The following is a 16,688-nucleotide window of genomic DNA, read 5'->3' on the forward strand; positions in this document are numbered from 1 at the left end:
GTAGTACCGAAGTCAGTTCAGGAACGCAGGTCGTCCAGGGCGGCTTCGGCCGCGGCGAGCTCCGCGCGGAGCTGCTCGACCTTGGCCTTCTGCTGCTCCCGAGCGGCCTCGATCAGCGGCTCCACCGCTGCCGCGACGTCGTCGTGCAGGACCTTCGCCGCCTGCGCCACCGCACCGGCCTGCACCTGCGTCGGCTTCAGCACCCGCTTCTTCGGCGTGCTGACCTCGACGCTCCACTGGCCGTCTTCGTCGGCCGTGAGCGTCACGGTCGCTCCGCCGACCGCCTTCGGCGGGCGCGGCTTCCGCTTCGCCGCCGCCGTCCCGGCGCCCGGCTTCGCCGTGCTCGGCTGCGCTCCGCCTGCGCTCGGCTTCGCCGTCGCTCCGGACTCCGCGGCCGGCTTCGCCGGGGAGGCGGGCTTCGCCGCCATCATGGCCGAGCTCCGCGGCAGCGTCGCTCCCGCGGGCTTGGGCTTGGGTTCCGGCTTCGCCGGTTTCGCGGGCTCCGCCGCTGCGCGCTTGCGCGGCGGTTTGACCTTCGTGACTTCCGCCGCGGAGAAGGACAGCACGTCCTTCGAACCGGCCGGCCGGACCTGGATGAAGTCGCCTTCGGCCGGTTCGTCGAGCGAGATCACCTTGCCCGAGCGCCCTTCCGGGACGCCGACGGCGGAGCCGGTGAACCACACCGTCGGCGTGGTCCCGGAGTTCAGCTCGTCACGGATCTCGCGCAGTTCGTCGGAAGTCAGCGGTGACATGGCCATTCCCTGCTCAAGGGTGAGCCCGGTGGGGGCTGCTCGGCAACAACGCCGCCACTATATCGAACGTCCGTGCGAACTCTCAACGACCCCGCGCGGCGGTGATCTCGAAATCCGCGGGATCGGCCTTTCGGGTGCGCAGCCAGTACTTCCACGTGAAACCGGGCCACACCGTGCGGTTGACGCCGTTCTCGTCGAGGTACCAGCTGCGGCAGCCGCCCGCCGACCACACCGCGTCGCCCAGCTCGGACTGGATCTCGCTGTTGAAGTCGTCCTGCACGGACTGGCGGACGTCGAGCTGCCCGATCTCGCCGCGGCAGATCTTCTTCAAGCACCCCACCGCGTAGTTGAGCTGCGACTCGATCATGAACACCACGGAGTTGTGGCCGAGCCCGGTGTTCGGCCCCAGCAGGAAGAACAGGTTCGGGAAGCCGGAGACCGTGATGCCCAGGTAGGCCTCCATCCCGTTGCGCCACACGTCTTGCAGCTTGCGGCCGTCGCGGCCGACGATGCTCAGGTCGTCGAAGGCGTCGGTGACGTGGAAACCGGTGCCGTAGATGATCGCGTCCACCGGGTGCTCCTCGCCGTCACCGGTGACCACCGAGTTCTTCCGGACCTCGGCCACGCCGCTGGTCACCAGGTCCACGTTGGACCGGTTCAGCGCCGGGTAGTAGTCGTTGGACAGCAGGATCCGCTTGCAGCCCATGGAGTAGTCGGGGGTGACCGCTTCGCGCACCTTCGGATCCTTGACCACCGAGCGGATGTAGCGCTTCGCCAGGTGCTCGGCGATCCTGCCGAGACGCTTGTTGAACACCGCGAAGTAGCGCGCTTCCAGCGTCCAGTAGAGCGCGTTGCGGACGGCCCGCTGCGCGAACGGCACGCGGCGGAAGATGCGCTGCACGGATTCGGGGACGGGGTGGTCCGGCTTGGGCTGGACCCACGGGGGCGTCCGCTGGAACAGGTGCAGCCGCTCGACCTCCTTGGCGATCTGCGGCACGAACTGGATCGCGCTGGCGCCGGTGCCGATCACCGCGACGCGCTTGCCGGCCAGGTCGTAGTCGTGGTTCCACTCGGCGGAGTGGAACACCTCGCCCTCGAAGTCCGCCACGCCCGGCAGTTCCGGGTAGCTCGGGATGTGCAGGGCGCCGACGCCGGAGACCAGCGCCTTGCCCAGGTACTCGGTGCCGTCCTTGGTGGTCACGGTCCAGGTCTGGGCGGACTCGTCGTACTCGGCGCCGGTGAACTCCACGCCGTAGTGGATGTGGTCGCGGACCCGGTACTTGTCCGCGCAGTGCTGCAGGTAGTCCTCGATCTCGCCCTGCCTGGCGAAGGTCCGCGACCAGTTCGGGTTCTGCTCGAAGGAGAAGGAGTACATCATCGACGGGACGTCGCAGGCGCAGCCCGGGTAGGTGTTGTCGCGCCAGGTGCCACCGAGGTCTTCGGCCTTCTCCAGGACGATGAAGTCGTCGATCCCGGCCTGCTTGAGCTTGATGGCCATGCCCAGGCCGGAGAACCCGGTTCCCACGATGACCACCGAGGTTCGGTAACTGCGCTGGTCCTTCGACTGCCGTTGCGCCATCAGGGCCTCCTCGGACACCGGCACGAGTGTATCTACTCCGCAGTAGGCTACTACGAGTAGGTTACTTGCGGTAGGGTTGTTTTCGTGCAGACCCAGCAGGCATCGACCCCCCGGCGCAAGCGGATGTCGCGGGCCGAGCGAGAGCAGCAGATCCTCGACGTGGCCGAAGGGGTGTTCGCCGCCGAGGGCTACCAGGCGACCTCCATGGACGACATCGCCGCGCGGGTCGGCCTGTCCAAGCCGATGCTCTACGAGTACTTCGGCTCCAAGGAGGGCCTGCTGCTGGCCTGCCTGCAGCGCTGCAAGCGCGAGCTGATCGAGGCCAGCACCGTCGCGGCCGCCGGGGCCGACAGCCCCGAGCAGCTGATGCACGACTGCCTGCTGGCGTTCTTCAAGTTCGGCGACGACCACGCGCAGTCCTGGGCGCTGCTGCGCAACGAGTCCGCCGTGCCGAGCGCTTCGGTGAACTCCGAGCTCGAGGGAATCCGCTTGCAGCAGCGGGACTTCACCGCGGGCCTGCTCGCGGCGGCCCGCCCCGACCTCGACCAGGAGCAGCTGGAGGCCTACGCCGAAGCGATCATCGGCGCCTGCGAACGGCTCGCGCTGTGGCGGGAACACCGCCCCGAGGTGACACCGGAGAAGGCCACCGAACACCTGATGGCCCTCTTCGCCCCAAGCCTCACCCCGGGCCCCTGATCAGCGCCTGAAGTCACTCGTTCGGGTCGTTTGTCGCTCGGCAGGGTCAAGGTCGTCTTTCTGATCTCCGATGACGATTCCGCCGTACCAACGCATCCGACCCTAGGAGAACAGACCTTGCGCCCCTGGACCACGCGCACAGTAAAGGCAGCCGTTGTGGCCGCGGGGTTCGCCGCAGTCGGTACCGGTGCCGCCTCCGCTGCGGAGACCACCGACCTGCCGAAGCCGGACCTGTCGTCGATTCCTGACCAGGTCGGTTTCACCGCCCCGGTCAACGCCTGCCAGATGCAGAAGGGCCCCGGGTTCAGCCCGGTCAAGGCCCCGTGCGCGGACGCGCAGCTGCAAGCCACATCCCCGAACCTGATCAAGCAGGTCGGGACCGAGATCACCGAGGCCGGTCACGGCGTCGCCGGTGAGCTGCAGGACGGTCGTCCGCCGCTGGCCCCCGGCAAGGCGAACCGGGCGCTGAGCCACGTCTTCGCCGCCGGCAACGACGTGACCGGGAAGATGACCAAGGAGCGCCCGACCATCGGCGTTTCGGCCGCCCCGGAGAACATCGGCGTGCTCCACGAGAAGAACGCCGACTCCACCCTGCTGGACGCCGAGGTCGGTCCCCGCAAGCCCGACCACCAGGGCGTGTCCGCGGCCGACACCGCCGTCGACGTGACCGCCGCGCAGGGCTTCGAGTCCGAGCCGGTGGCCAGCCCGGTCGGCGTGGTCGCCCCGACGCTGCAGCGCAACCCGCTCAACGCGCCCGGCGAGGTCATGCCGCTGCCGAAGCCGGACCAGCTCGTGCCCGCGGTGGGCAAGATCCCGCCGCTGGCCGCGCTCGACCAGGGCCTGGGCAGCGGCGCCGACCAGCTCTCGGGCGAGCTCACCAGCCGCGTCCCCGCGAAGCCGGTGCACCAGATCACCGGTTCGCTGGACCCGGCGGTCCAGAAGGTCAAGAACCTGCTCTGAGACCGACCCGCACGAAAGCGGCCCCGGATCAAACAGATCCGGGGCCGCTTTCTCTTGCAGCTGATCAGGCAGCCGTGGCGGAGACGATTCCGCTGTCCGGCTCACCGATGTCGAGCGGTTCGCCCGCCTCGGCGCGCTTCACCAGGGAAGCCGGCGGGTTGAAGCGGTCGCCGTAGCGCTCGGCCAGTTCCTTGGCGCGGGCCACGAATCCGGCCAGGCCACCGGGGTAGCCGTTGACGTACTGCACGACGCCGCCGGTCCAGGCCGGGAAGCCGATGCCGAAGATCGAGCCGATGTTGGCGTCCGGCACCGAGCGCAGCACGCCCTCGTCGAAGCACTTGACGGTTTCCAGCGCCTCCACGAACAGCATCCGCTCCTGGAGGTCCACGATGTCCACTTCGGACGGATCGCGGTCGGTGCCGAAGTGCTCGACCAGCCCCGGCCACAGGCCGGTGCGCTTGCCGTCGGCGTAGTCGTAGAAACCGGCGCCGCTGGAGCGGCCCTTGCGGTCGAACTCGTCGATCATCCGGTCCAGCACCTGCTCGGCCGGGTGCGGCGTCCAGGTGCCGCCCGCCGCCTCGACCGCGCGCTTGGACTCGTCGCGGATCCGGCGCGGCAGGGTGAAGGTCAGCTCGTCGAACAGCTGCAGCACCGGCGCCGGGAAACCGGCCTGCGAGGAGGCCTGCTCGATCGACGACGGGTGGATGCCCTCGGCCAGCATCGACACGCCCTCGTTGAGGAAGGTGCCGATGACCCGGCTGGTGAAGAAGCCGCGGCTGTCGTTGACCACGATCGGCGTCTTCTTGATCTGCTGCACCACGTCGAACGCGCGGGCCAGCGCCTTGTCGCTGGTGTGCTCGCCGCAGATGATCTCCACCAGCGGCATCTTGTCCACCGGCGAGAAGAAGTGCAGGCCGATGAAGTCCTCGCGGCGCCGCACGCCCTCGGCCAGGCCGGTGATCGGCAGCGTCGAGGTGTTCGAGGCGATCAGCGCGTCACCGTCGACGACGTCCTGGATCTCGCCGTAGACCTGGTGCTTGAGCTTGGTGTCCTCGAAGACCGCCTCGATCACCAGGTCGCAGCCGGACAGCGGCTCGACCTGGTCGGTGGGCGTGATGCGGGCCAGCAGCGCGTCGGACTTCTCCTGGGTGGAGCGGCCGCGGGCGACGGCCTTCTCCTCCAGCTTGACCGAGTAGTCCTTGCCCTTCTCGGCCGCTTCGAGGGAGATGTCCTTGAGCACCACCTGCATGCCGGCCTTGGCGCAGACGTAGGCGATGCCCGCGCCCATCATGCCGCCGCCGAGGACGGCGACCTTCTTGGCCTTCCAGGTCGGCTCACCGGACGGGCGGCTGCCGCCGGAGTTGATGTGCTGCAGGTCGAAGAAGAACGCCTTGCTCATGTTCTTCGCGGTCTGCCCGCACACGAGCTCCACGAAGTAGCGGCCCTCGATGGTCAGCGCGGTGTCGAAGTCGACCTGCGAGCCCTCCACCGCGGCGGCCAGGATGTTCTTCGGCGCGAGCAGCGGGGCGCCCTTGAGCTGCTTGCGCAGGTTCGCGGGGAACGCGGGCAGGTTGGCGGCGAACTTCGGGTTCGACGGGGTGCCGCCGGGGATCTTGTGGCCGGGCTTGTCCCACGGCTGGGCCGCCTCGGGGTTGGCCTTGATCCACTCCTTGGCGCGCTCCAGCAGCTGCTCGGGGGTGTCCACGAGCTCGTCGACGATGCCGACCTCGACGGCCTTCTCCGGGCGCAGCCGCTGCCCCTGCAGCAGCACGTTGAGCAGCGCGTCGGCGATGCCCAGCAGCCGGACCGAGCGGACCACGCCGCCCGCACCGGGCAGCAGGCCCAGGGTGACCTCGGGGAACCCGAAGCGGGCCTTGGGGTCGTTGAGCGCGATGCGGTGGTGGCAGGCCAGCGCGATCTCCAGGCCGCCGCCGAGCGCGGTGCCGTTGAGCGCGGCCACGACCGGCACGCCGAGGGTTTCCAGGCGGCGCAGCTGCTGCTTGACGCCGGCGGTGCTCTCGGCGACCTGCGCGGCGTCGGCCTTGCGGGCCTGGACGAGTTCGCGCAGGTCACCGCCGGCGAAGAAGGTGCTCTTCGCGGAGGTGATGACGACGCCGGTGATGTTCTCGCGTTCGGATTCCAGTCGCTGCAGGGTTTCGTCCATGCTGCGCTGGTAGCGCGTGTTCATGGTGTTGGCCTGCTGCTGCGGGTCGTCCAGGGTCAGCACGACGATGCCGTCGGCGTCGGAGGACCAGCGGATGGTGTTCTGCTCGCTCATGTGTCGTACGTCCTTCAGCCGATGCGTTCCACGATGGTCGCGATCCCCATGCCGCCGCCGATGCACAGCGTGGCCAGGCCGTAGCGCTGGTTGCGGCGTTCCAGCTCGTCGATCAGGGTGCCCAGGATCATCGCCCCGGTGGCGCCCAGCGGGTGGCCCATGGCGATGGCGCCGCCGTTGACGTTGACCTTGTCGTGGCTGACGCCGAACTCCTTCATGAACTTCAGCGGGACGGCGGCGAACGCCTCGTTGATCTCCACCAGGTCGATCTGGTCGATGCTCATCTCGGCCTTGGCCAGCGCCTTGCGCACGGCCGGGCCGGGACCGGTCAGCATGATCGTCGGGTCCGCACCGCTGAGCGCAGCGGAGACGATGCGGGCGCGCGGGCGCAGACCGGTGCGCTCGCCGAGCGATTCGCTGCCGATGAGGGCGAGCGCGGCGCCGTCGACGATGCCGGAGGAATTGCCGGGCGTGTGCACGTGGTCGATGCGCTCGACCCAGTGGTACTTCTGCAGCGCGACGGCGTCGAACCCGCCGAGCTCACCGATGTCGGCGAAGGACGGCTTCAGGCCGCCGAGGCTGTCCACCGTGCTGCCGGCGCGGATGTGCTCGTCGCGGTCCAGGACGACCTGGCCGTTGCGGTCGCTGACCGGCACCACGGAGCGCGCGAAGCGGCCGTCGGCCCAGGCCTTCGCGGCGCGGGTCTGCGACTCCGCGGCGTAGGCGTCCACAGTGGTCCGGTCGAAGCCCTCAAGGGTGGCGATGAGGTCGGCACCGATGCCCTGCGGCACGAAGGCGGTGTCGAAGTTGGTCTCGGGGTCCATCGCCCAAGCGCCGCCGTCGGAACCCATCGGCACCCGGGACATGGACTCGACGCCGCCGGCCAGCACGGCGTCCTCCCAGCCGGAGCGCACCTTCTGGGCGCCGATGAGATGCCCGGACTCGACCTCCACGAGCTTCGCACCGGGGATCGCCGCCGCCAGTTCGCGCGAGTGGTGCGGTGGCACCAGCGTGTCCTGGGTCGTCGCGACGACCAGCGTCGGCACGGAGATCCCGGGCAGGTCGGCGCGGACGTCGATGGTGCGCAGCAGGTCGATGTGGTCGCCTGTTCCGGTCGGCACCCCGTCCGCCGTCCCGCGCAGCACCTCGTCCCAGCCGTCGAGCGAGTTCAGCGCCTCCGGCCCGAAGCAGTTCAGCAGCAAGAACCGCGCGAGCGCTTCCCGGTCGTCCAGGAGGTGCTGCCAGACGTCGAGGTTGAGGTGGAAGTGCCGGTCACCTCGGGCGAGTCCGGCGGTGAGCACCAGCGCGCCCACCCGTTCCGGATACCGCGCGGCGGCTCGAACCGCGACCGCCGTGCCCATCGAATACCCGAGCACCGCAAAGGTTTCCACCCCCGAGTCGACGGCAGCAGCGACGACGTCGTCGACCAGCCGGTCCAGTTCCAACGGCCGCTCGGCCTTCGGTGTTCCGCCCGATCCCGGGTAGTCCGGCGCGACGACGGTTCGCTCCTTCGCCAGTTCGTCGATGAACGGGAAGTTCGCCGCGACCGACCCGCCCGCGCCGTGCGCGAGCAGCAACCCGGGACCCGATCCGCGGACCTCAAACGACAGCGACATCAGTTCTTCCTTCCACTCCAACATTTCGCCGCACAGCAGCCGTCGCCACCCAGGCGAGGACAGCGGCGAGAATCCCGATTCCGATCAACCAGTGCGGCGACGCACCGCCGTCGAGCACCCGGCCACCGATCCACGCGCCGCCCGCGTTCCCGAGGTTGAACGCCGAGGTGTTCACCGCGACCGTCAACGTCGGCGCCGCCGCAGCCGCCGCGAACGCCCGCGCCTGCAACGCCGGGATGAGCGCACAACTCACCACGCCGAGCACCAGAACACCTGCGGCAGCAGCACCGCCGTGTTGCACGATGAGCGCGAAAACCCCTAGCACGAAAGCCATTCCGGCCAGCAGGCCGCGGACCGATCCCCACGGCCACCGGTCGGCCAACCGGCCACCGATCACGTTCCCCACCAGTCCGCCGCCCCCGAACGCCATCAACAACCAGCCGACGGCCCCGGCGGCGAACCCCGACACCTCGGTGAGGATGGTGGCGATGTAGGTGTACGGCGTGAACAGCGCGATCTGCGTGAGCACCGTGATCACGACGACCACGAACACCTCGCGGCTGACCAGCGCCCTGGTCTCGGCCCGCACCGAATCGGGACCGGTCGCGCTCGACGCGGGCACCGCGACGGCGATGAGCCCCATCGCGGCCAGGCTCACGACCGCGATCGCCCAGAACGTGGCCCGCCAACCGAACTCGTGCCCGATGAAGGTGCCCAGCGGCGCACCGAGCACGGTCGCCAGGTTCAACCCGGCGCTGACCACCGCGATCGCCCGACCCCGGCGCTCGGCCCCGACGACCGACACGGCCTGCACCAGCCCCACCGCGAAGAACGTCGAGTGCACCAGCGCCGCGAGGATCCGGGCGACCAGCACGAGCCCGAAAGCACCGGCGAGCGCCGCCAGCACGTTGCCCGCGGTGAAGATCGCGATCATGCCGATGAGCAGCGCTTTCCGCGGCACCCGCGTGGTCAGCGCGGTGACCGCGGGCCCGGCGACAGCGACGGTCAGCGCGTAGCCGGTGACGAGCAGGCCGGTGGTCCCGACCGAAACCCGGAGATCTCCGGCGATGTCGGGGAGCACCCCGAGGACTGCGTACTCGGCGGACCCGATGGCGAACACGCAGGCCAGCAAGGCCGCCAGGGTCCAACCGCTGCTTCTCATGCCGCAGACGCTAAAGTCTGACATCGATGGCAGAGTCAACGTCGCGTGAGCCGGATCTCATGAAGATCGGAGAGCTGTCCCGCCGAACCGGGGTCAGCCAACGCCTCCTGCGCTACTACGAACAGCAGGGCCTGCTCACCACGCGGCGAGCGCCGAGCGGCTACCGCTACTACGAGCCCGACGCGGTCACCGTCGTCGCCCAGATCCGGAACCTGCTGGCAGCGGGCCTGAACACGGAAACGATCCGCACGGTCCTCCCCTGCGCCCGCGGAGAACTCCCGGTCCTCGAACCGTGCCCGAACCTCCTGGCCACCCTCCGCGCGGAGCTGACAGCCCTCGACGACCGCCTGACCTGCCTCCAAGAAACCAGAACAGCCCTCGCCACCTACCTCGCGGCCACGGAGTCCTGACGCGCCGTGCCACTAGGATTTCCAGGCGGGCATCGGTGATTACCGGGAGGTTTCCTTGCCAGCGAAGGACGTCGGCCGAACCGAGGTCGAGCGCATCGCATCGTCGCTCGTCCGCGTCGAGGACGAGCACGTCGCGGGGCTGACCGCGTTCCTCCAGGACGTCGACCTGACGCTGAGCGCACTCGACTCCCCCGATGTCTTCCTGTGGATCGACCGGGATGGAACCGGGCGCATCACCGGGAGCACCGGGTTCGAGCTGAGCGCGGACCGCCGCCACGCGCTCATCCGAAGCGTCGCGGTTCACCCGAGCGCGAGACGCGCCGGATACGGCTCGGCGCTCGCCAGGTTCGCGCTCGGCGCAGCAGCACGAGAAGGTGCGCGATCGGCATGGCTGTTCAGCCGTCGCTCCGGACCGTTCTGGCAGAAGCTCGGTTTCGTGCACGCGAACCGGGACGAACTCGCCGCGGTGCTGCCCGACGCCCACCAGGTCCGGTTGTTCGTCGAATCAGGACAGCTGCAACGCGAAGTGGCCTGGTCCCGCCGACTCGATCACGCCTCTCCCCATGAGCGGATCGGCCCTCGGTAGCCATTTGCTTGATGCAGTGCCCCGCACGGGAACCACGGGGACGGACCGTCGGAAAAGGTTCCCAGTCCGTCCCCGCGATCACCTGCTTCAACTGCGTTCGACGGGGAGCCACAGCTCGCACGTCGCGGTGCTGAAGTCGTCGGCCCGGTCGAGCACCGAGACGATCGACGGTCCTGCGCGCAGCCGCCAGGGGTTGGACGGGAACCACTCGGTCGCGGTCGCCGCCCACGCGTCCTGGAGCGCCTTCGGGTGCTCGCCCGAGGTGCGGAACACCGCCCACTGGCCGGTCGGCACCTCGATCGCATCGAGGTCGTCCGGGACCGGCGCATCCGCAGTCACCGCTACGCCGTGCAGGTAGGTCAGCTCGCTGCCCTCCGCGTAGTCGGGGTCGACGTCGGCGCTGACCTGCAGCAGTCCGCCCGGATCGGTGTTGCCCAACTGCTTCAGCCGTTCGTGTTCGTTCGCGGGTAGTGAAGCGATGTGCTCCTGGATGTGCGGGTTCACACCCTCGTAGATGAGCGGCACGCGTGCCGCGTGTCCGATGAGGCGGAAGTCCGGCTGTTCGACGATTCGTGCGTCCATGGAGGTGCTCCCTTCGACGGTCAGGCGGAACCTGAGTTGCGGTTGGCTTCGAAGGGGGCCACCGTCGCGACGAACGTCGGCGGGCCGCGTGCCGTGCACAGCTCGGAAGGCCCGGCCGAACGCCTCCGTCGAGCCGTACCCGTACCGGACGGCGATCGCCAGGAGATCGTCACCACCGATCACATCGGCGGCGGCGACCGTCATGCGACGCCGGCGGACGTACTCGGACACCGGTATCCCGGCCAGGGACGAGAACATGCGGCGCACGTGGTACTCGGTCGTCCCGGACCGGCTGGCGAGCTCGGCGACGTCGAGCTCCTCGCTGAGGCGCTCTTCCACCTCGGACACGAGGTGGTTCAGGATCTCGATCACGTTTGCTCCCTTCGCCATCGATTCTCACGAGGGGAGGACCGGGCACGCCCGATCTTTCCTGCCCGATCCGATCGAGCGCCACGCGCCGGAGGGTCAGAGCTTGTCCGCGAAGAAGGGGATGACCGCCTTCAGCGCTTGTCCCGCCCCGTTGGGGCGGTCGTACAGGTCGTAGTGCGAAGCACCGTCGATCTCGAGGAGCTCCTTGTCGGTGGACGCAGCCCGCTCGTAGATCTCGTGGCCGTCGCGGTAGGCGCCGAACGCGCCCTGCTTGGCCTCGTCACCGATCACGATCAGCAAGGGCTGGTCGAGGAGTTCCTCTGCCAGGTGGAACGCATCCCATCCCAGCGCTGCCGTGCCGTGCGCGACCTCGAAGAGGACGCAGCCGTGCTCCGCCTGGCCGCGATCGGTGCGGTAGTACTCGAAGGCCTCGATGATGTCGATGTCCCCGGTCTGCTGCGCGGCCTCGGCCGTCTCCGGCAGGAACCCGTTGACCGCGCTCTGCTCCCCGCGCGCCTCCGCAGTGCGCTGCTGGGCGATCGCGCCGAGCGCCTGGAGCAGCCGCCGTTCTGGCCCGCGATCTCCCGCTGGAGCCGTCCGAAGTTCGCTCCGGTGATGGAAACGACCGCCTTGAAGCGCTTCTCGGTCTTCGCTGCCGCGAGCGTGTACCCGCCACCGCCGCAGATGCCGAGCACGCCGATCCGGTCGGCATCGACGTGGGGAAGGGTGACGAGGTGGTCGACGACGCGGCTGAAGTCCTGGACCCGCTGGGCGGGGTCCTCGAGGAACCGCGGCTCGCCGCCGCTCGCGCCCTGGAAGCTGGCGTCGAACGCGATGACCACGTACCCGGCCTCCGCGAGGGCGGGGGCGTAGATGCTTCCGGAGGTCTGCTCCTTGCAGCTGCCGATCGGGTGGGCCGCGACGATCGCGGGGTAGGTCTTCGACTCGTCGAAGTCCGGCGGGAAGTGGAGATCCGCTGCGATGTCCCAGTGCATGTCGGGATTGCGGAACGTGATGTGCTCGATGGTGCCGGTGACCACGGTGCCTCCTCAGTGATTCCGGGGCAGCTCCCCGTCGTGGCATCCACACTCACTCGCGGCGCGGGACCGAACCAGCCCACGTTCTTTCCTGGGAAGGATCTGTCCCAGGACACCAGCACGGGGCAGCTCTACGCTCGGCGTGTGCCGTCCTCACCCCAGCTCAAGGCCCTGGGCGACTTCTTCCGCGTCAGACGCGGCGAGGTCTCCCCGGACGCGATCCCCGCCAACGTGGTGAGCACCTCCACGCGGCGACGCGTCGCGGGGCTGCGGCGCGAAGAGGTCGCGCAGCTCGCCGCGGTCAGCACCGACTACTACACGCGTGTCGAGCAGGGCCGCCTGGCACCGTCGGACCAGGTCTTCGAGACGCTGTGCCGGACCTTCGCCCTGTCCTCGGAGCAGAGGGCCTACGCCGAGGACCTCCTCAACCACGCCCGCGGCTACCTGATGTCCGCCCCCGGCCGCGAGGCCGCGCACGACCGGCTCCAGCTGCTGCTGGACCAGCTCACCGACCTCCCTGCTCTCGTCCTCGGCCCCAGGATGGACGTCCTCGCCTGGAACGCCCCCGCAGCGGCCTTGATCACCGACTTCGCGCGGATCCCCGCCGCCGACCGCAACTACGTCTCCATCACGTTCACCGCACCCGAGGTGAAGGACCTGTACGAGGACTGGCCGTCCGTCGCCCGCACCTGCGTCGGCATCCTCCGGCGCGAGGCCGCGGAGAACCCCGACGATCCGGAACTGGCCGCGCTCGTCGGCCGGCTCTCCATCGCCAGCGACGACTTCCGCCGCTGGTGGGCCGAGCACCGAGTCGCCGAGCAGGACTTCGGAGCCAAGGTCATGATCCACCCCACGGCTGGCCGGATGCGCCTGAACTGGGACTCCTTCACCTACGCGGGCGCGGCGAGGCAGCAGCTCATCCTGTGGTCGGCCGACCCCGGAACCCCAGACGCCCAAGCCCTGTCAACCCTCGTCACCTGAGAGTCGGCAACCTCGTCGACAAGCGCGGAATGCTGGCGGGGAGGGGAAGATCGTCGACAGGACCTGAGCACGGACACCGCTCGATGCAGAAAGCCCCGGTCCGGCAAGTGCCGGACCGGGGCTTTCTGCTCGTTCGCCTCGAAGATCAGACGTTGAAGCGGAATTCGACGACGTCGCCGTCGATCATCACGTAGTCCTTGCCTTCCATGCGGACCTTGCCCGCGGACTTGGCGTCCGCCATCGAGCCCGAGGCGACCAGGTCCTCGAAGGAGACGATCTCGGCCTTGATGAAGCCGCGCTCGAAGTCGGTGTGGATCACGCCGGCCGCCTGGGGGGCCGTCCAGCCCTGGTGGATCGTCCAGGCGCGGGCTTCCTTCGGGCCGGCCGTCAAGTAGGTCTGCAGGCCCAGGGTGTGGAAGCCGGCTCGGGCCATCGCGTTCAGGCCCGGCTCCGACTGGCCGATCGACTCCAGCAGCTCGCGCTGGGACTCCTCGTCCAGTTCCTTGAGCTCCTCCTCGACCTTGGCGTCCAGGAACACCGCGTCGCCGGGCGCGACCAGTTCGCGCAGCTCGGCCTGCTTGGACTCGTCGCTCAGCACGCCCTCGTCTGCGTTGAACACGTAGAGGAACGGCTTGGTGGTCAGCAGGTTCAGCTCGCGCAGCTCCGGGCTGTCCGCCATGCCCGCCGCGAACAGCGTCTTGCCGGAGTCGAGGATCTCCTTGGCCTGCTGCGCGATCTCCAGCGCCGGGCGCTTGTCCTTGTGGGTGCGGGCTTCCTTCTCCAGCCGCGGCAGCGCCTTCTCCAGGGTCTGCAGGTCGGCGAGGATCAGCTCGGTGTTGATCGTCTCGATGTCGCTGGACGGGTCCACCCGGCCGTCGACGTGCACCACGTCGGGGTCGTCGAAGACGCGGATGACCTGGCAGATCGCGTCCGCCTCGCGGATGTTGGCGAGGAACTTGTTGCCCAGCCCCTGCCCCTCGGAGGCGCCCTTGACCAGGCCCGCGATGTCGACGAACGACACCGTGGCGGGCACCGTCTTGGCCGAGCCGAAGATCTCCGCCAGCTTGTCCAGCCGCTCGTCCGGCAACGGCACGACGCCCACGTTCGGCTCGATGGTGGCGAACGGGTAGTTCGCCGCCAGAGCGTCGTTGCTGGTCAGCGCGTTGAACAGGGTGGACTTGCCGACGTTGGGCAGCCCGACGATTCCGAGGGTGAGGCTCACGCCCTGGAGTCTAGGTGCTGCATCAGAGCGGCATCGGCCCCGGTGGGCAGGTCGTGAGGTGGATCCCGGCCGACGCGGGCGCAGGGGCACTGCTGCGCCCGCGTCGGGCGGGTCAGTTGTCGTCCTCGTCCTCGCCCTGCTCGTCGTCCTGACCGCCCTGCTGGTCGTCCTGCTGGCCGTCCTGGCCGCCCTCCTCCTGCTCCTGCTGTTGCTGCGGGGCGGGGGCCGAACCGTCGCAGCCGGCCGTGACCATCAGCGCGAACGCGGCCCCGGCTGCGGCGGTGACGAGCTTGATCTTCGAATTCGCCATGATGCGACGATAGGGATCAAACGCCCATTTGCCCACCCGGATGGCCGTGTCTTTTTTCCGCTAGTAGCGGGTGCTGGGCGCTGGCACGATCGAAGGCATGTTGGTGGGAACCGAAGAAGCCTTCCGGGCCGTGGCCTCGCGTGATGCGCGGTTCGACGGCTGCTTCATCCACGCAGTCCGCTCGACCGGCATCTACTGCCGCCCCTCCTGCCCGGCCCGGACCCCGAAGCGCAGCAACAGCATGTTCTTCGCGACAGCCGCCGCCGCGCAGGCCGCCGGGTTCCGCGCGTGCCGGAGGTGCCTGCCGGACGCCGTGCCGGGCTCGCCGGAGTGGAACCTGCGCGCCGACCTCGCCGGACGGGCCATGCGGCTGATCACCGACGGCGTGGTGGACCGCTGCGGGGTCCGCGGGCTGGCCGACCAGCTCGGCTACTCGGAACGGCACCTGACCAGGGTGCTCACCGCCGAGCTCGGCGCCGGACCGCTCGGCCTCGCCCGCGCGCACCGCGCGCATTCGGCGCGGATCCTGATCGAGACGACCGCGATCTCGTTCAGCGATGTCGCCTTCGCTGCCGGGTTCTCCAGCCTTCGGCAGTTCAACGACACCATGCGCGAGGTCTTCGGCACCACGCCGACGGAGATGCGCAGCCGAGCGCACCGCCGCAACGACGCACCGAGCGGTGCCGGCACCGTGCAGCTGCGACTGCCGTTCCGCGCACCGTGCGATGCGTCCGGGGTGCTGCGGTTCCTGAGCCAGCGCGCGCTGGCCGGTCTGGAGGACACCGGGCCGGACCACTACACGCGCTCGCTGCGGCTGCCGTACGGGACGGGTGTCGCGACGCTGCGACCGCAGGAGAAGTACGTCGCCTGCACCCTGCAGCTGACCGACCTGCGCGACCTCGGCAGCGCGGTGTCCCGGCTGCGCCGCCTGCTCGACCTCGACGCGGACCCGATCGCGGTGCGCGAAGTGCTCGGCGCCGACCCGCTGCTGAGCAGCTCCATCGCCCGCTCGCCGGGGGTTCGAGTGCCCGGCAGCGTGGACAGCCTGGAGATCATCGTCCGGGCGGTGATCGGCCAGCAGATCTCGGTCGCGGCCGCCCGCAAGACCACCGAACGACTGGTCACCGACCTCGGCGAGCCGCTGCCGCACCCGGATGCGGTGACCACGTTGTTCCCCACCGCTGAAGTGCTCGCCGAACGAGTCGTGGATGCCCTGCCCGGTCCGCGTCGGCGTGCGGAGACCGTCCGCGACGTGGCGGCGGCCGTCGCCGAGGGGCGGCTGGCCCTGCACCCCGGCCGGGACGAGGCGGAACTGCGGCACGACCTGGAGCAGATCCGCGGGATCGGCCCGTGGACGTCGAGCTACGTCGCCATGCGCGTGCTCGGCGCACCGGACGTGCTGCTCATCGGAGACCTCGCGCTGCGCCGCGGCGCCGAGGCGCTCGGACTGTCCGAAGACCCCGCGGTGATCCAGGAACACGCCCGCCGGTGGAGCCCGTGGAGCTCCTACGCCGGAGTGCTGCTGTGGGAGGCTGCGGCCACGTCACCGCAGCTGCAGCAGGCTTCGTGAATCCCCGCTCGAGAAGAACCCAGGAGTAATCGTGATCAAGTGGTCCACTGTGGATACTCCGACCGGGCCGTTCACGGCCGTGGTCGATGCTGATGGTGCCGTGCTCGCGTCCGGCTGGACCGCCCAGCTCGACGAACTGCTCCCCCAGGTCTCGCCTTCGCTGCTGCCCGACGCCCCGGTCGAAGCCTCCGACCTCGGCGACGTGACCCGCGCGATCCGCGCCTACCACGACGGCGACCTGCACGCCGTGGACGGAATCCCGGTGCGGCAGCGCTCGGGCCCGTTCCTGGAGCACGCCTGGGAAGTCCTGCGCAAGGTCCCGGCCGGAGAGCCGGTGAGCTACACCGAGTACGCCGCGCTCGCCGGCCGCCCTCAAGCGATCCGCGCCGCGGCCTCGGCCTGCGCCCGCAACGCCGCAGCGCTCTTCGTGCCGTGCCACCGAGTCCTCCGCAGCGACGGTTCCCTGGGCGGCTTCCGCTGGGGCCTCCCCGTCAAGCGCTGGCTCCTCGACCACGAAGCCGCGGCCTGAGCCAGAAAGCTCTTGAGTACTTCGGGGTGCTCTGGCACCCCGAAGTACT

Annotated in this window: 17 protein-coding genes; 7 read left to right on the forward strand and 10 right to left on the reverse strand. The window is 69.6% G+C overall.

The window, feature by feature from the left end; genetic code table 11:
• Positions 1-17: 17 nt before the first annotated feature.
• On the reverse strand, positions 18-752 hold the full coding sequence (locus ABTZ89_RS21265) for a DUF6319 family protein (protein WP_351047292.1): 735 nt from the start codon (positions 750-752) through the stop codon (positions 18-20).
• Between the two features lie 82 nt (positions 753-834).
• Entirely contained in the window at positions 835-2,331 is a 1,497-nt protein-coding gene (locus ABTZ89_RS21270) for a flavin-containing monooxygenase (RefSeq protein WP_270949153.1), read from the reverse strand.
• Positions 2,332-2,415: 84 nt separating this feature from the next.
• On the opposite strand from ABTZ89_RS21270, the gene ABTZ89_RS21275 reads away from it, so the two are divergent.
• The gene (locus ABTZ89_RS21275) at positions 2,416-3,027 is read left to right on the forward strand and encodes a TetR/AcrR family transcriptional regulator (RefSeq protein ID WP_351047295.1); all 612 of its coding nucleotides are present in this window, start codon (positions 2,416-2,418) and stop codon (positions 3,025-3,027) included.
• A 156-nt stretch (positions 3,028-3,183) separates the two neighbouring features.
• Entirely contained in the window at positions 3,184-3,987 is an 804-nt protein-coding gene (locus tag ABTZ89_RS21280) for a hypothetical protein (RefSeq protein ID WP_351047298.1), read from the forward strand.
• Between the two features lie 64 nt (positions 3,988-4,051).
• On the opposite strand, the gene ABTZ89_RS21285 is transcribed toward ABTZ89_RS21280, so the two are convergent.
• From ABTZ89_RS21285 to ABTZ89_RS21295, 3 genes are read right to left on the reverse strand one after another with little or no spacing between them, the layout of a single operon-like run.
• Entirely contained in the window at positions 4,052-6,265 is a 2,214-nt protein-coding gene (locus ABTZ89_RS21285; protein ID WP_351047304.1) for a 3-hydroxyacyl-CoA dehydrogenase NAD-binding domain-containing protein, read from the reverse strand.
• Positions 6,266-6,279: 14 nt separating this feature from the next.
• On the reverse strand, positions 6,280-7,905 hold the full coding sequence (locus ABTZ89_RS21290; RefSeq protein WP_351047307.1) for an acetyl-CoA C-acetyltransferase: 1,626 nt from the start codon (positions 7,903-7,905) through the stop codon (positions 6,280-6,282).
• Positions 7,865-9,043, reverse strand: coding sequence for an MFS transporter (locus ABTZ89_RS21295; protein WP_351047310.1), 1,179 nt, complete (start codon positions 9,041-9,043; stop codon positions 7,865-7,867). The genes ABTZ89_RS21290 and ABTZ89_RS21295 overlap by 41 nt, the downstream gene beginning before the upstream one ends.
• Before the next feature lie 59 nt (positions 9,044-9,102).
• On the opposite strand from ABTZ89_RS21295, the gene ABTZ89_RS21300 reads away from it, so the two are divergent.
• Complete coding sequence (locus ABTZ89_RS21300; RefSeq protein WP_270948868.1) at positions 9,103-9,453, forward strand: MerR family transcriptional regulator; 351 nt, start codon at positions 9,103-9,105, stop codon at positions 9,451-9,453.
• Between the two features lie 55 nt (positions 9,454-9,508).
• Complete coding sequence (locus ABTZ89_RS21305) at positions 9,509-10,039, forward strand: GNAT family N-acetyltransferase (RefSeq protein WP_351047313.1); 531 nt, start codon at positions 9,509-9,511, stop codon at positions 10,037-10,039.
• An 87-nt stretch (positions 10,040-10,126) separates the two neighbouring features.
• Here ABTZ89_RS21305 and ABTZ89_RS21310 read toward each other — a convergent pair whose 3' ends face one another.
• From ABTZ89_RS21310 to ABTZ89_RS21320, 3 genes are all read right to left on the reverse strand, one after another.
• Entirely contained in the window at positions 10,127-10,993 is an 867-nt protein-coding gene (locus ABTZ89_RS21310) for an AraC family transcriptional regulator (RefSeq protein WP_351047316.1), read from the reverse strand.
• Positions 10,994-11,086: 93 nt separating this feature from the next.
• Positions 11,087-11,290: an alpha/beta hydrolase family protein gene (locus ABTZ89_RS21315; RefSeq protein ID WP_351047319.1), complete on the reverse strand. Its 204-nt coding sequence runs from the start codon at positions 11,288-11,290 to the stop codon at positions 11,087-11,089.
• Complete coding sequence (locus tag ABTZ89_RS21320) at positions 11,284-12,030, reverse strand: alpha/beta hydrolase (protein ID WP_351047322.1); 747 nt, start codon at positions 12,028-12,030, stop codon at positions 11,284-11,286. The genes ABTZ89_RS21315 and ABTZ89_RS21320 overlap by 7 nt, the downstream gene beginning before the upstream one ends.
• Before the next feature lie 141 nt (positions 12,031-12,171).
• On the opposite strand from ABTZ89_RS21320, the gene ABTZ89_RS21325 reads away from it, so the two are divergent.
• A complete protein-coding gene (locus ABTZ89_RS21325) occupies positions 12,172-13,008 on the forward strand; it encodes a helix-turn-helix transcriptional regulator (RefSeq protein WP_351047325.1) in 837 nt (278 codons plus the stop codon).
• Positions 13,009-13,153: 145 nt separating this feature from the next.
• Here ABTZ89_RS21325 and ychF read toward each other — a convergent pair whose 3' ends face one another.
• Positions 13,154-14,230 (reverse strand): redox-regulated ATPase YchF, encoded by a 1,077-nt coding sequence (ychF, locus tag ABTZ89_RS21330; protein ID WP_270948873.1) that lies wholly within the window; start codon positions 14,228-14,230, stop codon positions 13,154-13,156.
• Positions 14,231-14,342: 112 nt separating this feature from the next.
• Positions 14,343-14,540: a hypothetical protein gene (locus ABTZ89_RS21335; protein WP_270948874.1), complete on the reverse strand. Its 198-nt coding sequence runs from the start codon at positions 14,538-14,540 to the stop codon at positions 14,343-14,345.
• Between the two features lie 97 nt (positions 14,541-14,637).
• Between ABTZ89_RS21335 and ABTZ89_RS21340 the strand changes: the two genes are divergently transcribed.
• Together ABTZ89_RS21340 and ABTZ89_RS21345 are read left to right on the forward strand one after the other, a co-directional pair.
• The gene (locus ABTZ89_RS21340) at positions 14,638-16,110 is read left to right on the forward strand and encodes a DNA-3-methyladenine glycosylase 2 family protein (RefSeq protein ID WP_351047330.1); all 1,473 of its coding nucleotides are present in this window, start codon (positions 14,638-14,640) and stop codon (positions 16,108-16,110) included.
• Positions 16,111-16,138: 28 nt separating this feature from the next.
• Positions 16,139-16,639: a methylated-DNA--[protein]-cysteine S-methyltransferase gene (locus ABTZ89_RS21345; protein WP_351047333.1), complete on the forward strand. Its 501-nt coding sequence runs from the start codon at positions 16,139-16,141 to the stop codon at positions 16,637-16,639.
• The last annotated feature ends 49 nt before the right edge of the window (positions 16,640-16,688 follow it).

The organism is Saccharopolyspora sp. NPDC002686 (genome assembly GCF_040295745.1).
Taxonomy (GTDB): Bacteria; Actinomycetota; Actinomycetes; order Mycobacteriales; family Pseudonocardiaceae; genus Saccharopolyspora; species Saccharopolyspora oryzae.